Raw genomic sequence first — 17,310 nt, forward strand, 5'->3', positions numbered from 1 at the left:
TAGGTGGATAGCCTTAGCGTAGCAGATATCGGCTTGCAACTGACGCAATGCCGCCAACATTTTCTTACATAAAACATTAAGAGTTGAGCACGGGCAAGAAGCGAGAAGCGGGGCGGAAGCGTTACACTACGGCCTATGATGCCTGACTCCTTCTTTTCGCCACCGCGCCGCCGCACCGTCGTCTTTGTCGCGGTCATCGGCGTACTGCATTACGTGGCGTTGGAATGGCTCACTTCGCGTGCCAGCATGGTGCCGCTGGGACAGAATCATGCGCAGGTGGTCAGCATGGCCTTGATCGCCGAGCCGCCCAAACCGCTGCCGGTGGTGCCGCCACCGCCGCCTGAACTGCGGCCAGTGCCCAAGCCCAGGCCGCCGCCACCGCCGCCCCCGACGGAGCTGGCGTCGAGCGAAACGCCCCAGTTGACGGCGCCCGCCAGCGACGTGCCGGAAGGCCCGGCCTCGACCGAGGCGGCCGCCGTGGCTGCCCCGGCCATCACGGCGCCGGCGCCTGCCGTGGCCGCCGCACCCGTGCCGGCCAGCGCGCCGCCGCCGCCCGTCGAGCAGGCACGCCGCTACAAGACGAATGCGCCTGCCTCGGCCCAGTTCGACCTGCATGTGGACCGGCGCGATGCGGATGGCACCAAATGGCAGGGCGTGGCCGCGATGGCGTGGGACAACCGGGGCGACACGTATCAGCTGAAGCTGGAAGTGGGTTTGAGCATGCTAATCACGCGCATCAACCTGCTGGTGCTGACCAGCGAAGGCGTGATCGATGGCAGCGGCATCGTGCCCGTCACGGCCACGGAGAAACGCAAGGGCCGCGCGCAAACGGCCACGCATTTCAACCGCGACGCCAAGGCCATCACCTTTTCGGCCACGACGGCCACGGTGCCATGGCAAGAGGGGGCGCAAGACAAAGCCACCGTGCCGTTCCAGCTGGCCGCCATCGGCCGCGCCGACGTCAACCAGCTGGTGGGCAATATCGACATACTCGTCGGCGAGGAAAAGGAAGCGACCGTGTTCCGCTTCCACCTGGTGGGCGAGGAAGAACTGGAAACCAGGATGGGCCGCCTGGTGACGTGGCATCTGCGCCGCCCGCCGAAGCCCGGCACGTATTCGTCGCAGCTCGATATCTGGCTGGCGCCATCCATGCAATGGTATCCGGTACAAATACGCAATACCGAAGCGAACGGGGCGCTGACCACGCAAACCGTGACCCAAATTCGCGTCAATGACGCTACAGGAAAATAAATGACTACTTTGAAAACTTTAAAACAATTGCTGGTCGCCAGCCTGCTGGCCGCCACCCTGTCCCCCGCCATGGCGGCGGACGAGCCCGTCGATCACCCCGTCATCAAGCGCCCGTACAAACTGGCGCCCTCGGCTGACCTCGTCTATTCGATCAAGGCGAAACAGCGCGGCATTGCGCTGTCCGGCGAATCCGTCAGCAACTGGCGCGCCGGCGATGGCAAGTACTCGCTGCTGGCCGAAACCAAGGCCGCCCTGTTCGGCAAAATACTGGAACAGCGCAGCGAAGGCACGGTCGACGATTACGGCCTGGCGCCGGTCCAGTTCGTGGAAAAGCGCTTCCGCAAGGAAGCGGCCACGACCACCTTCAAACGCGACAGCAAGACCATCGTCTTCAGCGAAGGCGATGACAGCTATCCGCTGAAAGGCGGCGAGCAGGACCGTAACAGCACCGTCTGGCAACTGGTCAGCGTGGCGCGCGCCATCCCCGAGAAATTTACGCCTGGCTCGGAATGGAGCTTCTTCGTTGCCGGCCGCCATGACGCCGAACCGTGGACCTTCAAGGTCGTCAAGCAGGAGACCGTCGCCACCGGCCAGGGTTTGGTGGAGGCCGTGCACCTGGTCAAGGCGCCGCCGCCGGACAAGAAGGGCCAGCAGGTGGACCTGTGGCTGGCGCCGTCGCTGGAATGGTATCCCGTGAAGGTGACGTTCGCCGATGAAGACGGCGATTACGTCGAGCAAACCTTGCAAAAGATCGTCAAGAAGTAAGTGTTCACTAATGGTTTGGGGCCAGGCATGCCGTGTTTGTCCCCTCATTGCATCATCCTGGCCCGGCACGGCGCAGCGGCTGTGTTGCGCCGTGTCCGCACCTCCCCCTCCCATGCGCTAAATTGCATGTCAGAACTGATATACTGACGCCCCCGCCCCGCAGCGCCGCGTTAGCCCGCAGCGCCGCCCGCTGAACACTCATCCGGAAAAGAATGATTGATATAATGGCAAGTGCAGCCGTGGCTACGGATGCAAATCAGACAGAGCAAGAGCATCACGATTCCTTGCAGGCGCATTTCCAGCCCAATATTTCGGCCGACGAGATCGAGCAGGTATTTCACTTGAAGCGGGCGCAGCCCCTGCTGCAAGTGTTTACAGCCCTGTTCCACGGCGGTTTCGATGGCGTGCTGGTGCGCCTGCTGGTGTTGCGCGAGCTGGCGTCCGATGCGGCCACGTCCGCCTATACGCGCGCCGATATCAACACGAAACTGGCGTATCTGTTGCCGGAAAGCCTGGAAACGGTCTTGCTGCGCCTGCGCTCGAACCAGTTGCTGGCCTGGGATGCGCAGCAGGGCGTGTACCGCGTGACCCCGATGGCGCGCAATGTGCTGTCCGCCATCGACAGCCTGCTGGGCCTGGGGCAGACGGAAGATGAAGCGGAAATGGGCTTTCTGCTGTCGCAGGTGGCTGGTGCGCAAGCCGTCGGCGGCGTATCCGTTGAGCAACTCCAGCATTTGCTGGGGCGCCTGGTGGACTTGACGGAGGAGTTCTCCGATGCCATCGCTTCCGGTTCCGAATTCCGGCTGCGCACGGCGCAAGCGAAGTGGAACATGGCTTGCGACTGGGTCGAGAAGGGTTCCGAGATTCTCGTGGCGATCACGTCCGATGAAAACGCGGACAGCGCCACGCACAAGGCGGCGCAAGCGATTGGCCGCGCGCAAAGTAAATTGCTGAACATGCAAGGCATGTTTTCGCGCGCCCTGAACCAGATCGAGCGCCAGCGCGTGCACCTGGGCCAGTCGGGCCTGTCGACTACCGACATCAAGCGCTGGCTCTTGCTGCACGACGACCTGGCCAGCCTGGCCGAAGGCGCCATCGACCAGCCCGTCGTACCGCTGTTCTCCACGCCGGCCGAAATGATCGATGTGGCCGAAACGGAACTGCTGTCCGAGCGGGCGGCAGGCGTCATCAACACGGGCCTGCCTAGCGGCGAGGATGCGCCCACCACCATCAGCGACGGACCCGCCATGCAGCTTGAACTCGATGACCTGTTGGACCGCCTGTCAAACTTCGCCAGCCTGGGCAATTTCCCCAGCATCGGCGAAGAGGGGCCGAAATCGGTGCCCGTGCAGGACTCGCTGCTGCCGGCCAGCTTTGCCGTGGCCTCGTACCGCGCCTCCATGCTGCCGCTGCTCGGCGATGTTTCCGAAGCGAGCTTGCAAGGCTCGACGGCCGAACTGGCCCGTTTGCCGATTACCTTTACACCGACCGACGAGATGGTCCAGCTGACCGACCCCCATGTGGCGGCCATGTCGATCGCCTCGCTTTCACTGAATGTTTCACTTGATTTAGATAGCGGCACCGCCGATGAATGACGATTCCCAAATCCTGATTGCGCGCCTGCTCACGCATCAAACCCTGCGCCGCGACGACAAGCTCGTCAAGCGCGTGCTGTCCGACGAGCTGTTCCGCGCCGAAATCGATGCGCGATTGCTGGCCTGCGGCTTGAAACTGCTCGACAACGTGTACGCCGACCATGTCACCCTGGCCCTGACGCGCACCATCGAGCCGAAGATCTTCGGCGCGCGTGACGTGTGGCAAAACAATAATTTCGGTTTGGCGCGCGATGGCGTGGCCTTGCTGGTGGTGCTGTGGGCGCAGATCATCCTGCCCAAGCGTGAACGCCAGGAAACGCACCAGCACGCGGACGATGACCAGAACGACATGTTCGGCACGGAAAAACCGCTGCCGCGCGCGGAAGACGCGTCGATCGGCATTTCCTACAAGGCACTGCTGTCGGACTTCGGCGACAAGCTGGGCAAAAAGACGCGCATGGACATGAATTTGGGCACCCTGGCCAAGCTGGGCTTCATCGAGCGGCGTGGCGATTTCATCCTGGAAGGTCCGCTGCTGGACCTGATGATGGATACCGACGTCCTGAAAGAGCGCATCATCAACGGCGCCCTGGCCGACGTGTTCAAACGCGCGCCGGCGCGCCTGGTGGCCGTCGACCTCGATGCTGACTTGTCGGCTGATTTGTCCGCCGACATCGGCGACTTGCCAGACGCCGGCGATGTCGATGACACGACGTCGTCCGACCTTCCTCACTGAAAGCGCCCATGTTTCATATCAAATCACTTGAACTGGTGCACTGGGATTATTGGCAGCGCATCAAGAATATTCCGCTCGACGCGAAGATCATCACCATCGCGGGGCAGAATGGCTCCGGCAAGACCACCTTGCTCGACGCCTTGCGCACCTTGTTCGGCCTCGATTGCTCGATGGGCCGCACGTATAAACACTATGCGCGCCACTCGGGCCAGCAGACGGCCTGGCTGCGCGCCGTGGTCGACAACAAGAACGTGGGCAAGCAGCTGTCGAATCGCCCGTTCCGCAGTTCCGGCTTCTTCAGCGACGATGAAGTGACCCTGTTTTGCCAGATCCAGAAGAATGGTGGCGACTGGAAGCGCCAGTATCTGATGCGTCCAGGCAATGTGCAGATCGAGGACATCACGGATGCCAACGACTGGCTCGGTGTGGAAAACTACCGCAAGCGCCTGGCCAATGCGGGCCTGTCGCCCGCCATGTCGAAAGTGCTGGCGCTGGAGCAGGGCGAGACGGACAAATTGTGCGAATACGCGCCGCGCCAGCTGCTCGACCTGGTGTTCCAGGTGTTCGGCGACAAGGAAGTGCTGGATGCCTACGATGAAGCCAAGCGCCACCAGCGCGATACGGAAGTGGAACTGAAACGCTTCGAGACGGAACTTGAAGCGTCGAAAACCAATCTGGAAGGCTTGCGCCTGCGCGTGGCCAATTACCACCAGTGGGAAGGGCTGCATAAAGAGCGTCGCAACCTGCTGGAAGAAGTGCTGCCCAGCTTGCAATACCACGAGGCGCGCGAAAAGGCGGCTCAGGCCAGCCGTCAATTGCGCGATGCGCGCAAACCGATGGCGCAGGCGGACCAGCAACTGACCGATAAACGCAATGCGCTGGCCGCGCAGGCGAAGGCCCTGTCCGACGCGCAAATGAATGAAACCTTGCTGGAACAGGAATCGATAGGCTTGCAGAGCCGTTTGTCCCTGATCAATAGCAAGCTGAAACCGCTGGACAGCCTGCTGGAACAGAAGGACCGCCTGCACAAGCTAGCGGCGGACTCGGGCAGCGATATCGCCGAAGTGGCGGCTCAGCTGGAACAGAAGGAAGCGGAACTGCTGCGCCAGCGCCAGCAGCGCGACGCCTTGTCGGCCCGCATCGCGGGCGAGCAGGCGACGATTGCCGCACTGCAAGGCAAGACGGCCATGCCGGAGCCGGACAATGTGCGCGGCATGCGCCGCGCGCTGCGCGACGCGGGGATTGCACACGCGATGCTGTCCGATATCGTCGAGGTGACGGATAGCCGCTGGCAGGGTGCCGTCGAGGGCGTGTTGGGCGGTTACGCCTCGGTCGTCTTGCTCGACAAGGCCAAGGATGCGTCTAGCGCCTACCGTCTGGCAGAGAAGGAACGCTACCGCCACTTCATCGTGCCCGAGCTGGTCACGGCGCCAGTGGCGAAAGACGAAAGCTTGCTGGCCGTGGTGAAATTTTCCGCGCCCGTGCCTAGCTGGCTGATCGAGCAGCTGTCGCGCATTTCCCGCGTCGATTCCGTCGAAGCGGGCTTCAAGCTGGGCAATCACGAAGAGTGGATCACGCCCGAGGCGTACCACCGCGAACGCCGCGGCGGCCGCTCCCTATTCGTGGAAGCGTCGCGCTACCGCTTCGGCCAGGCTGGCCGCAGCGGCCGCCTGGAAGCGCTGCTGCGCTCCCTGCCGGGTCTGGAAGGACAGGAAGACACCTTGACCCTGGCGATCTCGAAACTGGCGGCCGAAGTGGGCGCCTTGAAGGCGCGCATCGCCGGCGTCGACGCGGCCAAGGAACTCAGTGCGCGTCAGGAAGAATTTGCCGAAGCGCTGCGCAATTCGAAGCCGCTCAAGGAAGAGCGTCTGGAAGTGGGCGGCCGCCTGGGCGAACTGCAAAACCTCACCAAGAACGCCACCGTGGCGCGTACGCGTGCCGATACCGTGTGGCAAAACGCGCGCCTGGCCCTGTCCGAGGCGGAAGCCGGCTCGCGCCTCGGCTACAAGAAGCAGATCGAACAGCGCGCCGAGCATGCGCGCGCCTTGCTGGCCCTGCGCCATGCGTGGCGCCACTTGCCGAAAAGCTGGCGCAGGCCGGGCCGACGCGCGGCACTGGTGGCCGAACACCAGAATGCGCACCAGGTCGATCTGCGCGTGGCCAGCCTGCAAAACAGCCTGGCGCGCGACGACTGGGAACTCGACGCTACCGTCATCGACCAGCATCACCGCCTGTCGGACCAGTTGCATGGCCGCCAGTCTGAGACGGACGAGCGCCGCTACCAGAACAACCGCGCCATCGAAGCGACGGGCAATGCCCGCGGCGCCTACATGGAACGCTTGCGCTACACCATCAAGACGTACAGCAAGAACATCAAGGAACTGGGTGAACTGGCCGGCATCGAAGTGCATGCCGACCCCGTGCGCCTGGAAAACGACGACGTGCAGCTGTCGCAGGCGGGCTTGCACGTGCGCTTCAAGTTCGACGGCAAGGGCGTCATCGGCATGAACGATGGCGAGGCGTCGGGCGGCCAGCAAGTGATGAAGTCGCTGGTGTTGCTGATCGGCTTGCTGAAATCGGAGGACGGTTCCGGCGGCTTCGTCTTCATCGACGAACCGTTTGCCCACCTCGATATCCGCAATATTCAATTGGTCGGCGAGTTCCTGAAAAACACGGAAGCGCAATACCTGATGACGACGCCGTTGACGCACAACACGGATGTCTACGATCCGTCGGAACTGACTTTGATCACCAGCAAGAAGAAAAAGGATACCCAATGGGCGCAACCGATTTTCGTGCTGCAGCGCCGCGTCGATCCCGTATCGGGCAAGGTGGCGTGATGGCCATGGGCAAGCTCATTCTGGCCGCGGCCCTGTCGCTGGCATTGGCCGGCACGGCCGTGGCCAACGACGGCATCGGTTCCGTGAGCGCGGGCGGCATTCTGTTCGGCAAGACGGATGCCGTGGCCATGAAAAAGGAAGTGCTCAGCGTGAGCACGGACTTGATCAAGGTCGAGTACGAATTCCTCAATGAATCGGCCAGGGATGTGGAAGAGACGATCTTCTTCCCCTTGCCAGAATACGCGTCCGGCTACCACGGCTCGCCCACGTATTATGGCCAGCCGCAGCAGTTTACTGTCGACGTGGATGGCAAGCGCAAGGATTATAAAACCACCTTTGTCGCCAAGCTCGATGCCGAGGACGTGACGGCCCGCTTGCGCCAGCTGGGCTTGTCGGATGCGCAAATTGCCTATTTCCCTTCGCACACGCCGTTCGACAAGAAAGTGACGCCGCTGACGGCCGCGCAGAGCAAGATCATGATACGTGAAGGCCTACTGGCCCAGCTGTACGACGAGGAATGGGTGCCGGCCTGGACCGTGAAAGTCATCTACCTGTGGCAGCAGAAATTCCCCGCCGGCAAAGTCGTGCGCGTGCGCCATCAATATGCGCCGTTCGTCGCGGCCGGTCCTGGCGCTTCCTACCTGGGCGATGGCAATGCCTTTGAAAAGAAATACTGCGGCGACAAGGCCTTCTACAAGACGTGGAACCGCCTGGCGGCCAAGCAGGGTGAAAGCGGCTTCGTTAATGCCGTGTGGGTCTCGTACATTCTGACGACGGGCAATACATGGAAGAATGGCATCGAAGACTTTACCTTGAACCTGATCAAGGGCAAGTCGGACGAGCTGGTCAGCCTGTGCTTCCCCGGTACGTTTACGAAAATCAACCCCACCACCTTGCAAGTCAAGCTGCGCAACTTCCATCCGAAACAGGACCTGGACGTGTACTTTGGCAATGTCGAGATCGGTGGTGCCCACGACGGCGTGGCGCCGCAGATCCGGCCGTGAGCACGTGAGCGAGCAGCAGGCACTGGCGGTGCGTTTGCGCGCCATCGCCCGCGCCACACCGTGGTGCATGCAAGCCTTGCAAGCCGTGGCGCAGCTGCGCTTGCCCCACTGCTGCATCGGTGCCGGCGCCGTGCGCAACCTCGTGTGGGACGCCTTGCACGGCTACGCGCAACCGTCGGCCTTGAGCGACGTCGACGTGGCGTATTTCGATGCGCACGATGTGCAACCCCGGCGCGAGGTGGAACTGCGCCAGCGCCTGGAAACTGCGTTGCCCGGCGTGCCGTGGGAGGTCTGCAATCAGGCGCGGGTGCACCTGTGGTTCGAAGATGCTTTTGGCTATGCCGTGCCGCCGCTGCTGTCGCTCGACGACGCCATCGCTTCCTGGCCCGAATTTGCCACCTCGGTTGGCATTTATCTGCAGCCTGACGGCGAGATCGGCATCGTCGCGCCGCATGGCCTCGATGATCTGTTCAATATGGTGGTGCGGCGCAACCCGGCGCGCATCAGCCTGGACGGCTATGCGCAGCGCCTGGCCAGCAAGGACTATGCGGCGCACTGGCCGCGCGTCACCATCATCGCCTAGATAAATGTGGTGTAAAACGCAATTAAATGCACTGTGGATACAGATTGCCTATAATTGCCAATTTTCCAATAGTGTTTTCCTGATCCCATGTCCTTCTTGATTTCCACGCCGCTGCGCCGCCTCGGCCACCTGTTCTGCCTTTCCTCCGCCCTCGTAGCACCCGTCGCCTGCGCCGACAGCTATACCGATTTCCAGCAAGCTGCCACGCGCCTGGAAGCGATGATGGCCGCGTCCACTGCCGATGGCAGCTTGCCGCATTTGGCCGACCCTGCCGTGGCGGCATTGTTTGCTCAGGTCGCCGATGGCCCGCGCCTGTTCCAGGCGCCCGTGGCCGCGCTGCAGGACATGAACCAGAGCGTGGCCGCGTGCGAGCGGGCGACCAACCTGGGCAAGGCGTATTACACGTTTGGCTTGCAACGGCCGCTGCTGCTGTCCGGCGCGGAGTTGCAGCAGGCGCGCCGGGAGCAGGTGACGCAGAACCTGGCCAATTATGGCGATGAAATGGCCGCCCTGTTTGCCTTCGGCGTGCATTGCCATGCGCACTTGATCGGTTTGATGGAAGCCGAGTTCAGCACGCAGCCGGCGCAGGACGTGAGCGGTGCCGAGCGCATGCGCGCCCGCGCCTTCAGCAAGGGATCGAGCACCATGTTTGCGAATGTGGTGCAGTTTGTGCAGGTGCCGTTCTGGAATGTGGCGCAAAAGAAAGTCATGCTGGCAACGGCGGCGCAGCATGCCACGGCAAATGCCAATCTGATGGCGCCGCCCTTGCGCGAGCGCCTGCTGACCAGCCTGGCCGATGCGGACAAGGACCTCGACCCTGCCTTGGCGCCGGCGCTGGCGACGATACGCCAGGCGCTGTCGGTGACGACGTGTACTGGCCTGTGCCAGTACTATTGATTTACTCTGAGGCTTGCAAGGGCTTGTTGCGCTGGCGCCAGCGCACCAGGCCCCACGCATACACGGCGTAGTAGCCGATGACGAGGCCGTAGGCAGCCATGGTCAGCGGGCTCTGGCCGAACGGTGGCGGCGGCACGGGCACGTCCTGGCGCGAGTTCAGGTAGATCTCCATGCCACGGTACAGCAATCGTGCGATGAACAACATCGTGATGGCCAGGCCCAGGTAGCGGTGCTGGGTAAAGAAGAAATCCTTGCCGACGTGCTCGAAGCGCGTCAGCTTCAGGCCCAGCACGCCCAGCCAGCCGCCGGCCAGTGCGGCCGCGCCCAGGCTGGACAGGGGCAGGGTGTCGAATTTCGTCGTCGTCGCCAGAAACAACAGCAGTACGGGAAACGCGATCGCCACGGTCCAGTGCCGCCACAGCTGCGACTTCTGGCGCGCCACCAGTTTCTTCAGGCGCGAATAAATGCGCCAGACCAGCAGCGGGACCAGTAACAGCAGGGCGAGGGTGGTGGTTTCCATGTATGCAATCGGGTACGGGTAAAACAGCGATTGTAAGCCAGATGGGGACAGGCGGCGATGCTTGTCAAACGGTAAAAGTTGCATGTTGACATTTACTTGGCATGCAAGCACTATGGTCTGTCATGGCAGGGCGCTGGCCGCCGATATCAAACTGGCAGGCAAATAAGGGCAGCGGCGGGCATCTCGTGGTATGGTCTTCTTTTGTCTGCAGGGAGGCCAGCCATGTCAGTCATCCATGCCCACCGCGCGCCCGACCCGGCGCCCGTCGACGAACCCATGCCGGCGCCGGAGCCGCAAGAAGCGCCCGGGCACCATCCGGGGCCCGTGCACCCGGTGCCGCAGGATGATCCCGTGCCGCACCCGCATCCCAGTTAATCTCGTCAAGAAAGGCTGTTTTAGATGGCAATTGTCAAGGAAGTCTACACACGCAAAGTCAGCGGAGAATCGTTCGACTATGAACTCGATTACACCCAGGGCACGGACGTGGCCTGGATTGCGCGCGTGTACCACGACGGCGTGCTGAAAGGCTCGCCGCACGGCGCGCTGACGGCCAACGTGCTGTCCGGCCCCGCGCTGGAACAATACCTGCGCGCGTATGTCGAAGGCATGATCGAGCGGGGCCTCGACGTGGCTGAGTAAGATCGCTTTTGCGGTAGAGCAAAGAAAAGGGCGCCGAGGCGCCCTTTGTGTTTTTCGCTTGCGTTGAATCAATCAATGAATCAATCGAACGCCCAGGTGTAAAGGACGTCCAGCGCATTGTTGGTGCCCGTCTGGAACTGCAAAGTGATGCGGCGGTTTAGCTTGTAACGCAGCTTGACCAGACTCGTCGCCGTGCTCGTGCCTTGCTCGAACGTCAGGTAGGCGCGCGAGGACAGGCGCTTGCCGACGGTGACGACCGTGCTTTCCAGCCCTTGTGCCTGTGACAGGCCCACTTCATCGAGGCCCAGCGAACTGGCCAGCTTGCCCTGCAAGCCGCCGCCGGAGCCGCCGAAGAGGGCGCCTGCCGCCGTCGTCAGGAGGGCCATTTCATCGCCGGCCGCCGTTTCCGCGCCGTGGCCGAGGATCAGCCAGGCCAGCTTGTCGCTGTCCGACACGCTCGGCGTGGAGACCAGCTTGGCTGTTGGCGCCTGGGCCGTGCCGCGCACTTCCACGCCCGCTTCCACATTCGTTTCCGACAAGGCTTCGCCTTCGGGACGCTTGCGCACGGCCAGGATGTTCAGGGACGGGTTGTCGTAGGCGCCCGTGAAGGCGATCAAGCCCCGTTCGATCGACAGCTTTTGTCCGTAGGCCGCGTACTGGCCGCTGGTAACCTTGATGCTGCCCGTCACGCGTGGCGCGGCGCGGTTGATGACTCTGGCGCGCACATTGCCAGCCAGGTCCGCATCGATGCCCATGCCGCGCAGGTGGAAGGCATTGCCCAGGTCGAACTCGAGGTCGATATTCAGGGGCAAGGATGGCGCTTCCTTGCTGCCTTTGACTTCCTTGCCCAGCACTACCACGTCGCCGCTTTGCGTCGGGGTATCCTGCGGCGCCAGTTCGATCAGCGCGCGGTTGGCCTTGAATTTGCCCTCGAAGCTGAAACGCTTGTCGTTGCGCACCAAGGTGCTGTTGCCCGACAGGATCAAGGTGCGGTCGGGGCGCGACAGCGCCTGCAGGCGGTCGGCCATCAATTTCAGTTCCAGGCTCGCTTCGCCATTCGCAAAGCGTACCCAGCCATCTGCCTGCACCTTGCCATCGCCGCCGTCAAAGCTCAGGCGCTGCAATTGCAATTGATCGCCGGCCAGCTTGGCTTGCAGCACGCCATTGCGCAATTTCAAGCCCTGGTCGGCCCAGTTCACCAGCAACTTGCTGCCGTTGATGTCGCCATTCAATTGCGGCGCGCCGATGGTGCCGCTGCCAGCCAGCGCGATTTTCAGGGCGCCGCCCAGTTCCAGGCCTGGCTGGCCCGTCAGTGGCGCCAGCCAGGCCAGTGTATCGACGTTGGTGGTGGCCGTCAGCGAGAGGGCGCTGTCATTGCTGATGCGTCCGCCCAGCATTTGCACAGTGGCATTGATGTCGCTCTGGCCCGCGCGCGCGCCATCGAGTTTCACGGCCAGGCGCAATTGCTGGTTGGCCACGTCCACTCTTGCATCGAGGGTGCGCAAGCCCAGTGCCAGCGGCTGTTCCACGCCCACCGTTACGTCGCCTTTTTCGCGGTAGATGTGCAGCATGCCGGCCAGTGATGGATCTTTCTGCTTGGCCGTCGGCACTTGCATGTCGAGCGACCATTGCGCGCCCAAGGTCAGGTCGCTGCGCGCATTGGCTTGCAGCGCGGGAATCACTTGCGCCAGATAGGTCAGGGCCACGCCGGCCGCCTGGCCGGAACTGGTCCAGCGGGGGCCGTTCTTGACGAGGTTTTGCATGGTGATGCTGCCTGCGGGCAATTTGATGACGGTGTTGCCCACGCTGATCTGTTCAGGCTGGCCCAGGCCCGCCACGCCGCTGCCGGCAGGGCCCGCCACTTTGACGGGCACGGGCGCTTGCAGTACCAGCGCATAGCGGCCCTTGTTTTGCAGGCTGTCGATGGTGCCTGTCCAGCTGGCGCCGCTCTGGCTGCCCCGGATTTGCACGGTGGCATCGAAATCGTCGTTGCGCGCCGCCAGGTTCACGGTGTGGCTGCCGCGCGTGCCCGTCGTGGCCAGGCGGGCGCTGGCCAGCTTGAAGGTGGGCGTGCTGTAGCCCATGATGTCCAGGCTGCTGACCATGGGGTCGAGCGCGCCCTGGCCAGCGCCCACGCTGGCGCTGCCTTTGATGGATTTCAGTTGCTGGTCGCCAAAGAAGGTCAGGTCACGGCCATCCAAGGTCAGTTGCGCTGCCGGTGCATCCATCTTGCCCGAGACGGAGCCGGCCGCCTGCAGCACGCCGGCAAAGCGCGGGCCCAGGGTCGACAGTTGCGGCGCATCGAGTTTCCAGGTGAGCTTGTCGGTGGCGCCGCCCAGCGCGCCCTTGGCCAGCAGGCTGTTCGGCCCCAGGCGCAGTTCCGTATCCACGCTGTCGATGCGCTTGGCGTTGGCCGACAGTTTGGCGTAGCCGGCCAGCGGGGCGTTTTGCAAGGTCGATTCGCGCAGGGCCAGGTTGAGGGCCACTTGCCAGTCGCCGCTCAGGCGGCCGTTGCCGTTGAAATCCGCATTGACGTTGCCATTGGGCAGTGATGCACCAAACGCGGCCGGGTTGATCTTCTGCAAGGAACCCGTCATTTTCAGTTCCGCTTCCTTCTTCGGTCCCGTCAGGCCCACGTCGCCGCTGGCGTGGATGGCGCTGTCGGGCGCGGGACGCTTGCCGCTGGTCAATCCCAGTCCTTTCGCATCCGCAACGAAGCTCGTGCGCGGCTGCTGCAGGGTGCCTTGCACCACGCCGCTGGCCAGCACGGTACCCAGCAAATCGCCCTGCAGGGCGGAAAGTTGCCGTGCATCGACGTTCCAGTTGAGCTTTTCGCCGGCGCCGCCAAAGTTGCCCTTGGCCGTCACGTTGTTCTTGCCCAGCGCCAACTGCACGTCGATGCCGCTGAAATGGGCCGCATCGGCCGTCAGCTTGCCCTTGCCGGACAGGGGCTGGTCGAGCAGCTTGCTGGGGCGCACGGTGAAGTCCGCATTCGCCAGCCACTGGGGGGCCACGTGGCCGTTGGCGCGCACGTCGAGGTTCAGGTCGGCCACGGGGAAGGCGCCGAAGTCGGCGGGATTGAGACGGCTGGTACTGGCCACGGCCTTGAAGGGCTGCTCATCCTTCAGGCTGATCTGGCCCGTCGCATTCACGCTGCTTTTGCCTGCTTGCAAGGTCGCCTTGCGCAGTTGCACCAAGGAATCGGCGAGGGTGGCTTCCACGTCCAGGCGCAGCTTGGCTTCACCGAGCTTGGCGCGCAGGGTCTGCGTCTTGCCGTCGCTGTCGAGCACGATATCGCCCACGATTTTCGTGCTGTTGATGCTGCTGTAAATATGCTGCAAGTCGATTTTGTCCGTGTGCAGGGTCAATTGCGCATCGCCGATGGGCGCGTCGGCCGCCTCGCGGTTGAGCTTGCCGCTGCCCGTGAACTTGCCCGCGTTGCCGAAGTCGATGATGGCTGATTCGAGCGTGGTGGCCGTCAGGGTGCCGCCCAGGCGCGCCTCGAACTGGCGCAGCGGCAATTTTTGCTGGTCGATGGGGCCCGGCGTGGCGTGGTTGAGGATGGCCAGCTTGCCCGACACGGTCTGCGCGTTGGGACGCGTGTCGATGGCGGCGTCGAGTTCCAGGCTCAGGTCCGCCTGCGGCAAGGTGGCGTCAAACTTGCCCGGATTGATGTTGCGGCCACGGATATTGGCCGAGCGCAGGATGATGACAGGGTCGAACGGCGCCAGCGCCAGCTGGGCGTCGGCCGTGGCCGCGCCCGCGCTGCCCTTGGCTGTCACGTTCAGCACGTTCAAGTCGCCGCCCAGCTGCAGCGCCAGGGCGGCCGGTTTTTCGCCGGCGGCGGGGTTGAGCTGCGTCAAGCCGGCCTTGCCTGACAGTTTGAATGGCTGCGTGGCGGCAATCGTCGCGCTGGCCGTGGCCTGGCCGAACGGCGTCAGCGCCGAAGCGTCTTCCAGCTGCCATTGCGACTTGTCGCCGGACAAGGTGAAGTGGATCTTTTCAAACACCGTGTTGCCGCCCGCGCTGACCAGGGTCACCTTGTCCAGGCGCGCGTCGGCGATGCCGATCTTGAACGGCGAAGCCAGGCTGGCGGGCATGGTCGACGGTTCTTCGGACGGCGCCGTGCTTTCCACGGACAAGCTGGCCACGTGCAGTTCGCTGATGGCGATGCCTTCCGAGAAGAACTGGAACGGCGACCAGTTGATGTCGATATTGTCGGCCGTGATGTGCTGCGTCTTGCTGCGGTAGCTGACGTGGCCCAGGTGCATGCGGTTGTACAGCGAGCCGGACACGCCCGACACTGCGATCTCGCCGCCGCTGGCGCTGGCCACTTTTTGCACCAGCATCTGCAAGGTCGATTCGCGGCCAAGGAACCAGAAGGCGCCGCCCAGCACCACGGCCAGGCTGGCGACGGCGATCGCCACATAGCGGGGCCAGCGGCGCGTTTTTTTTACTGGGGGCTGGGGCGCGGCGTTTGGCGCCTCGGTGGTCATATCGGACATCAGAAAGTGAATCCCAGAGAGAAGTGCAAACGGTAGGCGTGGACGGCGTGGCCGTACGCCACGTCGACATTGATGGGGCCGACGGGGCTCTTGTAGCGTCCCCCCAGGCCGTAGCCCGACTTCGGCGTCATGGCCGCTTTCACGGTATCGGCCGCGTTGCCGGCGTCATAGAAGGCGGCAATGGCCCACTTCGGCTTGAACCAGTACTGGTATTCGGCACTGCCGGTGAGCATGTAGCGCCCGCCGACCGTGGCGTCGCCTTCCTTGACGCCCAGTTCCTGGTAGGCATAGCCGCGCACCGACTGGTCGCCGCCCGCGCGGAACAGGTAGACGGCCGGCACGCCGCGTTTTTCCTTCGAACCGAGCGCGCCCATTTCGCCGCGCACGATCAGCTCGCCTTTTTCACCGAGCGGACGGTAATACACGGCCTTGCCGGCCACGCGCACGAAGCGCTCGTCCGTCAGCACGGGCAGCAGGGCGCCGCCCACCTGGGCATTGATGACATAACCCTTGGTGGGAAACAGCAGGCTGTCGAGGCTGCGCTTGGTGATGGCATAGGTCAGCGGCAAGCTCTTGCTGCGCGTCTGTTCCAGGCCGACGACGGTCTTGTCTTCGCTGAGGAATTCGAACGTCAGGCTGCGCTCGAGGTTGGTGCCGCCCCAGTTGCGCTTGGCCGAAATGGTCGTGACGGCCGTGATTTCGTTGGAAATGTCGCTGCGCTCGAACGAGGCGCCTGCGCTATCGTTGTAGCCGCGCTCGGTTGTTGGAAAGTAGAAATTGGCGTGCGCTGCCTGTTTCTTCGTTTCCATGGTGATCGCGCTCTTGAAGCGCGTGCCCCACACGTTCAGGTTGTCATAGTTGAGCTGGGCGCGATTCCCCGTATTCGTACTGAAACCGAGACCGGCGCTGACGTTCTGCTGCTTGTTTTCCGTTACGCGCACCACCAGCGGCAGCTGCGGCGCGGGGCCGCGGTTGACGGGTTTGGCTTCGGGCACGGCGCCGGCGCTGGCACTTGCGGCCTCGGCTTGCTGGCTTTCCTGGCCCGCTTCGATCTGCTCGTTGAGAATGCTGCTCATGTCGGCGCTCACTTCCACGCTGGCAAAGTAGCCGGTGTCCTGCAGGCGCGCCTGCAACGATTGCAGCGCCGATTCGCTGTAGTACTCGCCGGGACGGATTTTGTCGAGGTTGCGGATGATGGCTTCCGGGTAGCGCTTCAGGCCTTCGATGCGCAGCTCGCCAAAGCGCAGTTCGGGGCCGCTGTCGAGCACCACCAGCAAGGAGACCTTGTGCGTTTCCGGGTCGACCACGGCTTGCGTATCGACCAGCTGGGCGCGCGGATAGCGCGTCTGCACCACTTCGCGCAGCAGCGCGCGCTTGGCCGATTCCCAGTCGGACTGGCGAAACACGCTGCCCGTCTTCAGCGACCAGCTGCGCTTCAGGGCTTCCGTATCGTAGGGCTCGCTGGCGGCCAGCGGCGGCGTGGGATCGAAGCCGCGCAATTCCAGCTCGACCTTGTCGATGGTCGCGGGCTGGCCCGGGTCGACGTCGACGATGACGACGGGTTTGGCGCCCGTCGTATCGACGCGCACCGTGACGACGGGCGTGTAGTAGCCGGCCGTGGCGATGAGGTTTTTGGCTTCTTCGGGCGTAGCGCGCACGAGGCGCCGCAATTGCTCGCGGTCCATGCGCGGGTTGCCGCGGAAGCGTTCCAGATCCAGGTTTTTTTCAAGCAACTCATCGAGGTCGCCGGGCGCGTTGACCTTGACCTCGTACTGCAGCGGGGCGGGCGCCGCTTCCGTGGCGGCGGGGCTGTCGGCAACGGCGTCTTGCGGGCGCTCTTGCGTCGCCTCCTGCGCGCCGGCATGGGCGATGGGAAACAGCAATATGGCACCGCCGGCGGCCGCCAGTGTCAGTTGCCCCATTACTTTTGTCACTACTTGTGCCAAAATTCGTGGTCGTATCGCCTTGCCGGCAG

General features: G+C 63.4%; 13 protein-coding genes. 10 read left to right on the forward strand and 3 right to left on the reverse strand.

What is annotated here, in order from left to right:
* Positions 1 to 135 precede the first annotated feature (135 nt).
* From CSQ93_RS13960 to CSQ93_RS13995, 8 genes are all read left to right on the forward strand, one after another.
* Complete coding sequence (locus CSQ93_RS13960; protein ID WP_233516173.1) at positions 136 to 1,251, forward strand: DUF3108 domain-containing protein; 1,116 nt, start codon at positions 136 to 138, stop codon at positions 1,249 to 1,251.
* Positions 1,252 to 2,016 carry a DUF3108 domain-containing protein gene (locus tag CSQ93_RS13965; protein ID WP_099378544.1) on the forward strand — a complete coding sequence of 255 codons (765 nt, stop codon included), beginning with the start codon at positions 1,252 to 1,254 and terminating at the stop codon, positions 2,014 to 2,016. It begins immediately after the preceding gene.
* A gap of 224 nt (positions 2,017 to 2,240) precedes the next feature.
* Positions 2,241 to 3,611, forward strand: a complete 1,371-nt coding sequence (locus CSQ93_RS13970; RefSeq protein WP_099378545.1) for a hypothetical protein — start codon at positions 2,241 to 2,243, stop codon at positions 3,609 to 3,611.
* Positions 3,604 to 4,347, forward strand: coding sequence for a hypothetical protein (locus CSQ93_RS13975; protein ID WP_099378546.1), 744 nt, complete (start codon positions 3,604 to 3,606; stop codon positions 4,345 to 4,347). The genes CSQ93_RS13970 and CSQ93_RS13975 overlap by 8 nt, the downstream gene beginning before the upstream one ends.
* Before the next feature lie 8 nt (positions 4,348 to 4,355).
* Positions 4,356 to 7,187 (forward strand): ATP-binding protein, encoded by a 2,832-nt coding sequence (locus tag CSQ93_RS13980; protein WP_099378547.1) that lies wholly within the window; start codon positions 4,356 to 4,358, stop codon positions 7,185 to 7,187.
* Between the two features lie 5 nt (positions 7,188 to 7,192).
* On the forward strand, positions 7,193 to 8,191 hold the full coding sequence (locus tag CSQ93_RS13985; protein ID WP_158301225.1) for a DUF4424 family protein: 999 nt from the start codon (positions 7,193 to 7,195) through the stop codon (positions 8,189 to 8,191).
* A gap of 4 nt (positions 8,192 to 8,195) precedes the next feature.
* Positions 8,196 to 8,774, forward strand: a complete 579-nt coding sequence (locus CSQ93_RS13990; protein ID WP_324847121.1) for a nucleotidyltransferase family protein — start codon at positions 8,196 to 8,198, stop codon at positions 8,772 to 8,774.
* A gap of 87 nt (positions 8,775 to 8,861) precedes the next feature.
* On the forward strand, positions 8,862 to 9,671 hold the full coding sequence (locus CSQ93_RS13995; protein WP_099378549.1) for a hypothetical protein: 810 nt from the start codon (positions 8,862 to 8,864) through the stop codon (positions 9,669 to 9,671).
* Between the two features lies 1 nt (position 9,672).
* On the opposite strand, the gene CSQ93_RS14000 is transcribed toward CSQ93_RS13995, so the two are convergent.
* Positions 9,673 to 10,191: a hypothetical protein gene (locus CSQ93_RS14000; protein ID WP_099378550.1), complete on the reverse strand. Its 519-nt coding sequence runs from the start codon at positions 10,189 to 10,191 to the stop codon at positions 9,673 to 9,675.
* A gap of 222 nt (positions 10,192 to 10,413) precedes the next feature.
* On the opposite strand from CSQ93_RS14000, the gene CSQ93_RS29220 reads away from it, so the two are divergent.
* Positions 10,414 to 10,566: a hypothetical protein gene (locus tag CSQ93_RS29220; protein WP_168208500.1), complete on the forward strand. Its 153-nt coding sequence runs from the start codon at positions 10,414 to 10,416 to the stop codon at positions 10,564 to 10,566.
* A 24-nt stretch (positions 10,567 to 10,590) separates the two neighbouring features.
* Complete coding sequence (locus CSQ93_RS14005) at positions 10,591 to 10,830, forward strand: hypothetical protein (RefSeq protein WP_099378551.1); 240 nt, start codon at positions 10,591 to 10,593, stop codon at positions 10,828 to 10,830.
* A gap of 80 nt (positions 10,831 to 10,910) precedes the next feature.
* Here the strand turns inward: CSQ93_RS14005 and CSQ93_RS14010 are convergent, their stop codons facing one another.
* The gene (locus tag CSQ93_RS14010) at positions 10,911 to 15,335 is read right to left on the reverse strand and encodes a translocation/assembly module TamB domain-containing protein (protein WP_099378552.1); all 4,425 of its coding nucleotides are present in this window, start codon (positions 15,333 to 15,335) and stop codon (positions 10,911 to 10,913) included.
* Positions 15,335 to 17,257 carry an autotransporter assembly complex protein TamA gene (locus CSQ93_RS14015; protein ID WP_099378553.1) on the reverse strand — a complete coding sequence of 641 codons (1,923 nt, stop codon included), beginning with the start codon at positions 17,255 to 17,257 and terminating at the stop codon, positions 15,335 to 15,337. The genes CSQ93_RS14010 and CSQ93_RS14015 overlap by 1 nt, the downstream gene beginning before the upstream one ends.
* Positions 17,258 to 17,310 lie beyond the last annotated feature (53 nt).

This window comes from Janthinobacterium sp. BJB426 (assembly GCF_002735705.1).
Classification (GTDB): Bacteria; Pseudomonadota; Gammaproteobacteria; order Burkholderiales; family Burkholderiaceae_D; genus Janthinobacterium.

Coding starts and splice junctions, on each gene's coding strand:
- CSQ93_RS14005 (WP_099378551.1), top strand. CDS start 10,591: ATGGCAATTGTCAAGGAAGTCTACACACGCAAAGTCAGCGGAGAATCG.
- CSQ93_RS14000 (WP_099378550.1), bottom strand. CDS start 10,191: ATGGAAACCACCACCCTCGCCCTGCTGTTACTGGTCCCGCTGCTGGTC.
- CSQ93_RS14010 (WP_099378552.1), bottom strand. CDS start 15,335: ATGTCCGATATGACCACCGAGGCGCCAAACGCCGCGCCCCAGCCCCCA.
- CSQ93_RS14015 (WP_099378553.1), bottom strand. CDS start 17,257: ATGGGGCAACTGACACTGGCGGCCGCCGGCGGTGCCATATTGCTGTTT.
- CSQ93_RS13980 (WP_099378547.1), top strand. CDS start 4,356: ATGTTTCATATCAAATCACTTGAACTGGTGCACTGGGATTATTGGCAG.
- CSQ93_RS13975 (WP_099378546.1), top strand. CDS start 3,604: ATGAATGACGATTCCCAAATCCTGATTGCGCGCCTGCTCACGCATCAA.
- CSQ93_RS29220 (WP_168208500.1), top strand. CDS start 10,414: ATGTCAGTCATCCATGCCCACCGCGCGCCCGACCCGGCGCCCGTCGAC.
- CSQ93_RS13960 (WP_233516173.1), top strand. CDS start 136: ATGATGCCTGACTCCTTCTTTTCGCCACCGCGCCGCCGCACCGTCGTC.
- CSQ93_RS13965 (WP_099378544.1), top strand. CDS start 1,252: ATGACTACTTTGAAAACTTTAAAACAATTGCTGGTCGCCAGCCTGCTG.
- CSQ93_RS13995 (WP_099378549.1), top strand. CDS start 8,862: ATGTCCTTCTTGATTTCCACGCCGCTGCGCCGCCTCGGCCACCTGTTC.
- CSQ93_RS13970 (WP_099378545.1), top strand. CDS start 2,241: ATGGCAAGTGCAGCCGTGGCTACGGATGCAAATCAGACAGAGCAAGAG.
- CSQ93_RS13985 (WP_158301225.1), top strand. CDS start 7,193: ATGGGCAAGCTCATTCTGGCCGCGGCCCTGTCGCTGGCATTGGCCGGC.